Genomic DNA, 8159 nt, shown 5'->3' with positions numbered 1-8159 from the left:
GAACCGCAGCGTTCCCACGGCGCAAAATAATGAAGAGCGTAAAGAACAAGTCGACGCCCCCCGAACGCCCCGCCGTTTAATCTTCCATGATTGGGTCGAGAGAAAGACTGGAGTGGTGTGTGAGCCTCTCCGCTCGGCCCTGAATGAGCAAAAATAACAAATACGACCGAGTGAAATAAACATATTTCTCACTCGGTTGTATTTACGTGCGTTTTTTTGTGCGGAGCGAGTGGCAAAACACCAGCATACATCTCCACGCCCTGCCCTTTCGCCGTAGCAACGACGAGCGTAGAGGAAATCTGAGGGTGGATAGTTGCGTAGGGGTCGGTGTGTCCGGCTATGCCTGCCTTAATTCCGGTCGAAGAGAGATCCGATTGCTCGGGTTTGGGCCTCCCAGTCCGCATCCATGAAGCGTTGCGTCGTTTCGAGTGAACGGTGCCCGCAAATTTGCTGAACGTCTCGGGCGTTGCCTACGGGGTCGTCGCGGACAGCTCTGGAGACCATCGTCATGAACGATCTTCGAATATCCCTTATGCCGTTGATCCGGATGGATGCCTTGTCGCAGAGTTTATAGACCACGTAGCTGATCGACGTCGGACGCATCGGGCTGAGAGGACCTTCATTGGGGTCTTTTACGGCACCTCCCCCATCAATCGCCCTTTCCGATACAATGACCGGGTCCATTAAGTGCCCAGGTGTGTTGTGGAGATGATCTAGCAGCGCTCCCCTGAGGTGGCCCGTCGAGGAAAGGGGGATTTTGCGAGCAATGAGATTGCTGCCTTTTTTCCCGCTCAGATCTATATGGCTTCCTACCGTCGAACCGTCCGTTTCGACCGCATAACGCTTGAGCCAGGATATCTCTAAGGGTGTCAGCCCGGCTTCGAAAGCCAGCAGGACGATCACTTTGTTTCTTCTCGGATAGCGAGTTTCATTGCACGCCACTAGAAGACGAAAAATGTGAGCATCGGTGACTATTGAGGTTTCGCCGTTCATGTTCGCCTCCGCAATCGGGGCGAACAATAGCGGAACGAAAAGCCCAAGAGCAATGTTAACGTAGCGTGAGTTCGTCTTTCTCCCTATGAAAGAGCAGGTCCTCCGCTTCCTGTTGCTCCATATCGAAGACCTTCAGGAAGACGGAAGGCGGGAATCCGGCCCGTGCGAATGAGCCGTACTCGCGGCGCTTGGTCTTCTCGTCCAGGTTCGAAGTCCGAAACGGGCCGATCCGTTTTCTTTGGGCGTGACGGATCGCCTGGTGAAGATCGTCGACATCGCTAACGGACTTCACCGCAAGGTCTTTGTTGACGCCTTTAATCACCAGCTCCTGGGTGATCCGGGATCGAGATTTTCCCTTTCCCTTGCCGCTCCTGGTTTTCATTTCGGCGAATGAGGCGTCGTTGATGAGACCATTTTCCACCAGAAAGGAAATGGCACCGGAGATCGCATCGGTCGGATCGACGTCCTCGGGTATTTGTCCCTGCATCTTCCTCGTCCTTACCTTTCGTTCCAGAACGCTGCGCAAATTCGCTTCGCTTGTTGCGAACCGTTCTACGTACTGGAAGGCTGCGTTTCGTGCCCAGGTTTCAAGTTTCGTGGACATGTTTCCCTCGTTGATAGATTAACGTCTTCCCCGCTCCAAAGGACGGGGTTTCTAGCGCACAGTTCAGATAATTCTAGCGCCGCCGGTGCTCGACAACTGCATCAAGCAAGTGGGATGCATCTTTTTTTGGCATCAGGGATAGGGGCCGATGCGCGGCTTTGCTCATTTTTTTGGTTCTCCGGGCGTAGTTTTGCGCGTCGCAAGATGGCCTGCGCCTCCTTTTTACTCGCCTCGCATGCACGCCCGGGGCCGAGAATTGGTTAGGCAAACAAGAAGGAGTTGGGCATGGGTGTTTCTTGTGGCAAAACGACGAAGATCACATACGAAAGCGTGGTCACGTGCAGAGAGGCTTGCGTTTCGGTCATTGAATGCAACCCTCATCATATCGCGTTTCTTCCGGCGCGGTTCGTCGACGATGTCGTCGCGCGAATGGCCCTGCGGCTGGGGGCGCGGCTCGATGAAATCCCGGAGCACCTTTCGGCAAAAATGCCTCCCGAACCCGAGGAGCCGATGCACCCCCACGCTCCAGGACCGTTCCATCCTGCTTGAGGGACTCGACAAAACTTGGGACATGTCCTAATTCTGATCCGACCGAGTCAATCCAGGTATTTAGGGATTCGAACGCGTAACAGAAGGAATACGGATATGTCACTGACTGATCGTATCAAATCGGATGCGATGGCTGCCAGAAAGGCGGGAGACGACAAGGTCGCGAAGTCGCTGCTGGTAACCCTGAGCGCCGCCGTCGCCAAGATAGGCAAGGACGACGGCCAAAGGGAGACCACTGACAGCGAGGCTGTGGCCGAAATCAAAACGTTCATGAAAAACTCGCAGAAGACGCTCGAGGCCCTGCCGGATGAGAGCGATCCCCGCGGCGACGTCGCCCGCCGCGAACTCGAAATACTCGCTGCCTATCTTCCAGCCGCCGTCTCGAACGATGCTCTGAGGTCGGAAATCCAAACGATCCTGTCAGGGTTCGGCAAGGCTCCCTATCCCAAGTCCGCGATGGGGACGGTCATGAAGGGGCTGCGCGATAAGTTCGGTGATGCGTTCGACGGAAAGACCATGACTCCGGTCGTTAAGGAGATGATCGGCTGATGGCGACGTTCTTCACGGCCGATCTGCATGTCGGACACAGACAGATAATCAGGCATTGCAGCCGGCCGTTCCAGGACATCGATGAAATGCACGAGGCGCTCATCAGACGCTGGAACGATCGTGTGCGGAGTAAATCCGACGATGTCTACGTCGTTGGAGACTTCGGTTGGTCCGGAAAATACAGCGGGCTTGAGCGGATATTCGCGGCTCTCAACGGTCGCAAGCATCTGGTCAAAGGAAATCACGACGGACGACAAGTCCTGCAACTCCCGTGGTCCTCGAAGCCGGTGGACAGGAAGACGCTCGGAGTAGAGGGAAAGACGGTCTATCTGGATCACTATTCCTTGCGTGCCTGGCCGAAGAGGCATTTCGGGGCGTATCACCTTTACGGGCATTCTCACGGCAACTTGCCAGGAATTGGCCGTTCTATCGATGTCGGCGTGGACGTTTGGGACTTCAGGCCCATCACGCTCAACGAGGCGATCGAGGGAATGAAGCGGGACAATCCCGATTTCGAGGACGAAAGTTTCGTAAAAACCTCGTGATCCGCGGGGACCGTCAAGTGTTTTCACCGAATTTCCACTGAAAAAGCGGCTTTCGGGTATTTTCGGGCGTTTTGGCGTTGCGGATTCCGTATTCCCGTGTAATTCAGAAATTTGTTCAACACGATTAGGGATTCGAAATGAAATACACAGACATCGTCGATCAAGTCTCTACTGCGACCGGCTCCTCCAAGGCAGATGCCAAAATCGCGACGGACGCGGTTTTCGCCTCCATCAAGGCGGCTATTTCCTCCGGTGAGGAAGTTCCGGTGAAGGACTTCGGCACGTTCAAGCCAAAAGAGACCGCCGCGCGCGAAGGCCGGAACCCGGCTACGGGCGAAAAGATCCAGATCGCCGCCTCGAAGGGCGTCGGCTTCAAGATTGCCAAAGGCTTCAAGGATGCCTTGAACGCATAAGTTCAAGAGTTCCGTTGAAGCAAACGATTTCGTGAGCGCTCGTGTCGAGAGATTGACACGGGCGCTTTTGCGTTCACCATGGGATTCAGTGTTCTTTTTCTGGTGAATCCCATGAACCTCACAAAATTCATTTACGGCGAAGATGCCACCCGTCCCTCCATCCTGAGTGCACGATCCGTTTGGCTCGCTGCGACGGCCATTGTCTTCGGGGCGTTTGCCACGAGTACCCTGCTGTTTGCCGAGGAAAACACTACGAAGGTTGAAACCACCGCACCTCCAGCGGTTTCCACAGCTCCCACGGACGCGGAAATAGAGGCTATCGTGAGGCGCGTCATCGAGGACGACCCAGGTTTCGTCCTGTCGGCTATCCAGAAACACATGCAGGCGGAGCAGGCTCGCGATCAGGCGAACAAGGACAAGCTTGTTTTCGAAAATCACGATGCCATCGTCGAAACTTCGAAGCTGCCATTCATCGGCCCGGCCGACGGCATCGAGATTATTGAGTTCATGGACGTAAATTGCGTTTACTGCAAGCGCATCTATCCCGTCATCAAAGAATTCGCGGCCGAAAATCCGGACGTGAAGATCGTGCATCGCGAAATTCCAATCCTGGGCCCAAACAGCCGTCTCTCCGCCTCCGTTTCGGAGATACTCTGGGCGGAATACCCCGGTCTCTACGGGGAATATCACGACCGCATCATGACCCAGCGTTCGTCCTCGACGCCCGGAAGCGTCGGAGCGGTGCTCGACGTTATCGTCGGTGATGAAAAGGCTCAGGATATTCTACGCCGCGCCAGTGCCACAGACGATGCCGGGTTCGTCGCCGGAAACCTTGATATCGCCCGGAATTCCGGGATCACCGGAACCCCATACATCTACGTTCCTGGCGTGAAACTACCGATCCGCGGTGCCGTGCCGGATCTGCGGGAACGCCTCCAGGCGGCAATCGACGTTCTGCGGGAACAGCGCGCATCCGGAGATTGATCCATTGAAGGTCGACAAGATCGGGATATCCGGATTCAAAAGCTTCGCCGATCCGGTGCAACTTGAGATCAAGAAGGGCATGACGGGGATTGTCGGACCGAACGGGTGTGGCAAGTCGAACGTCATGGATGGATTTCGATGGGCCATGGGCGAGGCATCGCCTAAAAAGATTCGTGCCGGCGGGATGGACGATGTCATCTTTGGCGGGACGGACGCAAGGCCTCCGAAGTCGACCTGCGAAGTCCGCATATTCCTGAACAACGAGGCCAGGACGGCCCCTGTTGAATTCAACGATACCGATAGTCTAGAGGTGGGGCGTCGTCTCCAGAGGGGTGACGGAAGCACTTATCGGGTCAACGGCAAGACGGCTCGCGCTCGCGACGTTCAAACCTTGTTTAAGGATGCCGGACTGGGTGCAGCGGCATCCGCTATCGTATCGCAGGGGAAAGTCGGCGCGATCATCAACGCCAAGCCTTCCGAGAGACGGAGTCTCCTCGAGGAGGCGGCGGGCGTTACGGGGCTGTCGGCACGGCGGCGTGAGGCGGAGATAAAGCTCAAGGCGACGGAACAGAATCTTGAGCGCGCGGAGGATATGGGCAAGGGTCTCTCGGACCAGTTGACCTCGCTCAAGCGACAGGCCCGACAGGCGGCTAGATACAAGACGATAGATACCCAAATCAGGTCGGCGGAAGCAATCGCGTTCCTGGTCCGGTGGAAGGCCTCAGATGAGCGTTTGAGGTTCACGCAGAACCGTCACAAAGAGAACGAGGAGCGCGCAGCAGGGGCGATTTTGGCTCTTAAGAAGACTGAGGAGGCTTTGGCCGAAACGGAGCTTCAGGCCGAGCCGATCATGTCGGGAAAAAGAGAGGCGGAAACCGCACTCGCACTCGCGGAAGCGGCTGTCGATACCTTCGACAAAGAAATAGCTGCCGCGCAAAAGGCGCTAGAAGCTGCGAAAAGAAACGTGTCTCGGACGAAGGTGGATTTGGAGAGAACGCGCCAGGAGAACGCCGACACGGCGGAAGAGGCTTCCGGTCTCAAGGACGAGATCGAAATGCTCGAGGAGGACGAACTTTATGGGGCGAAGGCCATCTCCGAAGCTACTGAAGAACATGAAAGGGCGCACAGGGAGGCGCTTGAGGCGGCCGATACCCTTCGGGCTCTGGAAGCGGGCGCGGCCGCTTTGAGGGAGAGGCAGCAGGCGTTGCGGCGCCGTCATGACGACTTGAAGGCGCGCCTGATGCAGAACGAGGTTCGTCGAGACCAGATGGCCGAGAGGATCGCCTCCTTGAAGGAGCGCATCGCGGGGATGACAGATGGTTCGGATGCCATTCTCGAAATGAGGGAACGCATCGAGGAAACGTCCGTGAGAGCCTTGGAGTTGGCGGACCTTCTTCCGGAGAAGGAACAAGACGTTTCCCGGACAAATGCCGTCTTGTCTGAAAAAAGCGCGCAAGCGGCGGCTCTCCGTGCGGAGTTGGAGATCCTTGTGGGCTTGAATTCCGATGCCGGTGAAGGTTTTGCGAAGACACTCATTGTTCATGAGGGGTACGAAAGAGCCTTGGCTGCGGCGCTCGGAGAGGGGTTGAATGCAGGCACGGACGAAGCGTCGGGAAGACACTGGAACGGAACCCGCCTCGATGTCAAGGGACCGGAATGGCTACCTCCTCTCTCGAGATACGTGTCGGGATCGGAACTCGTCCTGCCAGCGTTGAAGGCGGTCGGAGTAGCGAAGGACGATCATCAGGCGACCAAACATGTCCGTCAGCTTAAGCAGGGCATGTCGATCGTCACGATGGACGGGAGGCTCTACCGCTGGGACGGATATTGCTCCGACAAGGAGGGTGCGGCGGAACAGGATCTCAAGCGTTCGGCAAGAATAAGGGCTCTCGGAGAGGAGCTGCCCCGAATCGAGGTCGCGGTGGGCACGGCCCAGAAAGCGCGGGATGAGGCGGCCAAGACCCTCTCCGACACTAAGGAGGTATACGGATCCTTGCGAGAGGAGGAAATGCGGCTTCGACGTCAAATCGCCGAGATGGAGAAGGCAAACGCAAAGGCCATGACTGAAAAATCGGAAGCTCTTTCTTCGTTGAAGGCTGCGGAGGACATCCTGCCGTCAATTATCGAGGAACTGGATGTCGTCCGCGCGGATCTAGAGTCCGCCGTCGTCGATATGACGGAGGCGATGGATGCGGGGACCGACGTGGCGGCGCTGACCGAAGCCAAGGAAAAGCATGCGGAGAGGGTCGCACTGGAAAGTGCGGCGAGGTCTCGACTGGATTTGGTGAACCGGGAGAGCGACCTTCGGAAGACGAAGCTCGTAGATGTTCGCCGCCGGATCGCCAAGGCGGACGAGAAAGCGAGAACTGCGGCGGCCTTGATTGCGGAGCTGAACGAAAGATTGCAGGAATACGCAGAGGAAGTTGCGGCTTGCGAGGAGTCCGAAGCGCTCGCGCCGGATGCCGGACAGCGTCTGGTAGATCGTCTTCAGGAGGCTCGCGAAGAATTCGCCGCCACTTCGGAGAGCGCGTCAGCGATCGAGAAGGAGATAGTGGACGGACGAGACGAGGTTCGCAAGAGGACGGAAGAGGTTAGCGTCGTTCGGGAGGACCGCGCGGCGATCTTGGCCGAGCTGAAGGCAGGGACCGAGGCCCTGGAGGAATTGAACCGCGAAATAAGGGAGCGTCTCAATTGTGAGACCGCCGAATTGCCAGGGATCGCGGGCGTGGATGTCGATGCCGAATTGCCGGAGGTGGAAGCTTGCGACGCGCGCGTGGCGCGTCTGGTTAGGGAGCGGGACAATATTGGCACCGTCAATCTCCTGGCGGAGGAGCAGGCTTCGGAGATCGAGGAGAAGCTCGGCGGAGCGAAACAGGCCGTCACCGAGCTGCGGGAGGCGGTTTCGCTGATCAGGAAGCTGATCGGAGACTTGGATACCGAAGCGAGAGCGCGCCTCATTGAATCCTTCGCGCTGATGGACGGAAACTTCAAGGAGTTATTCACCCGGGTTTTCGAAGGCGGAGAGGCGCATCTGAAGTTGTCCGGATCGGAGGACATCCTGGAGGCAGGCCTGGAGATCTACGCCAGTCCGCCGGGCAAGAAGATGCAGACGATGTCCCTGATGTCGGGGGGAGAGCAGGCCATGGCCGCTATCGCGCTCATCTTCGCCGCCTTCCTGATCCGTCCGGCTCCGGTCTGCGTTCTGGACGAGGTCGACGCGCCACTCGACGATGCCAACGTCGATCGCCTGTGCCGGCTGGTAAAGGAGATGGCTCTGGACGACAGCACGCGCTTTCTCGTCGTCACGCATCACCCGCTGACAATGGCGAACTGCGACAGGCTGTACGGCGTGACGATGGCGGAACGCGGCGTAAGCCGAATAGCCTCCATCGACGTCAACGAGGCGGTCGAGTTCGGTCACCGACAAGTTAACGCCTTCCCTGCCTCAAGGGATAGGGATTTTTAGCGAAGCGCATGCCTTTAGGCTGTGTAACGAGATTCGCGTTGCTGACAGGCTTTTGC

At 57.2% G+C, this 8159-nt stretch carries 8 protein-coding genes; 6 read left to right on the top strand and 2 right to left on the bottom strand.

Annotation, left to right across the window (positions count from 1 at the left end; translation table 11 throughout):
* Nucleotides 1-348 precede the first annotated feature (348 nt).
* Both E1297_RS05925 and E1297_RS05920 read right to left on the bottom strand, forming a co-directional pair.
* Nucleotides 349-993 carry a site-specific integrase gene (locus tag E1297_RS05925; RefSeq protein WP_155135215.1) on the bottom strand — a complete coding sequence of 215 codons (645 nt, stop codon included), beginning with the start codon at nucleotides 991-993 and terminating at the stop codon, nucleotides 349-351.
* A 55-nt stretch (nucleotides 994-1048) separates the two neighbouring features.
* On the bottom strand, nucleotides 1049-1480 hold the full coding sequence (locus tag E1297_RS05920) for a regulatory protein RecX (RefSeq protein ID WP_196223213.1): 432 nt from the start codon (nucleotides 1478-1480) through the stop codon (nucleotides 1049-1051).
* 402 nt (nucleotides 1481-1882) lie between these two features.
* Here E1297_RS05920 and E1297_RS05915 point away from each other — a divergent pair, with 402 nt between their 5' ends.
* The 6 genes from E1297_RS05915 (at nucleotide 1883) to E1297_RS05890 (ending at nucleotide 8103) form a co-directional block, all read left to right on the top strand.
* On the top strand, nucleotides 1883-2146 hold the full coding sequence (locus tag E1297_RS05915) for a hypothetical protein (RefSeq protein WP_155135211.1): 264 nt from the start codon (nucleotides 1883-1885) through the stop codon (nucleotides 2144-2146).
* Nucleotides 2147-2242: 96 nt separating this feature from the next.
* Nucleotides 2243-2695, top strand: coding sequence for a GatB/YqeY domain-containing protein (locus tag E1297_RS05910; protein ID WP_155135209.1), 453 nt, complete (start codon nucleotides 2243-2245; stop codon nucleotides 2693-2695).
* Nucleotides 2695-3240, top strand: coding sequence for a metallophosphoesterase (locus E1297_RS05905; RefSeq protein ID WP_155135207.1), 546 nt, complete (start codon nucleotides 2695-2697; stop codon nucleotides 3238-3240). The genes E1297_RS05910 and E1297_RS05905 overlap by 1 nt, the downstream gene beginning before the upstream one ends.
* A 137-nt stretch (nucleotides 3241-3377) precedes the next feature.
* Nucleotides 3378-3653 (top strand): HU family DNA-binding protein, encoded by a 276-nt coding sequence (locus E1297_RS05900; RefSeq protein ID WP_155135205.1) that lies wholly within the window; start codon nucleotides 3378-3380, stop codon nucleotides 3651-3653.
* A gap of 111 nt (nucleotides 3654-3764) precedes the next feature.
* Complete coding sequence (locus E1297_RS05895; RefSeq protein ID WP_196223212.1) at nucleotides 3765-4637, top strand: DsbA family protein; 873 nt, start codon at nucleotides 3765-3767, stop codon at nucleotides 4635-4637.
* 4 nt (nucleotides 4638-4641) lie between these two features.
* Nucleotides 4642-8103: an AAA family ATPase gene (locus E1297_RS05890; RefSeq protein ID WP_155135201.1), complete on the top strand. Its 3462-nt coding sequence runs from the start codon at nucleotides 4642-4644 to the stop codon at nucleotides 8101-8103.
* Nucleotides 8104-8159: the final 56 nt, after the last annotated feature.

Source organism: Roseibium sp. RKSG952 (assembly GCF_009711355.1).
The sequence above is the reverse complement of the archived record's forward strand: the minus strand, read 5'-3'. Positions and strand labels throughout refer to the sequence as shown.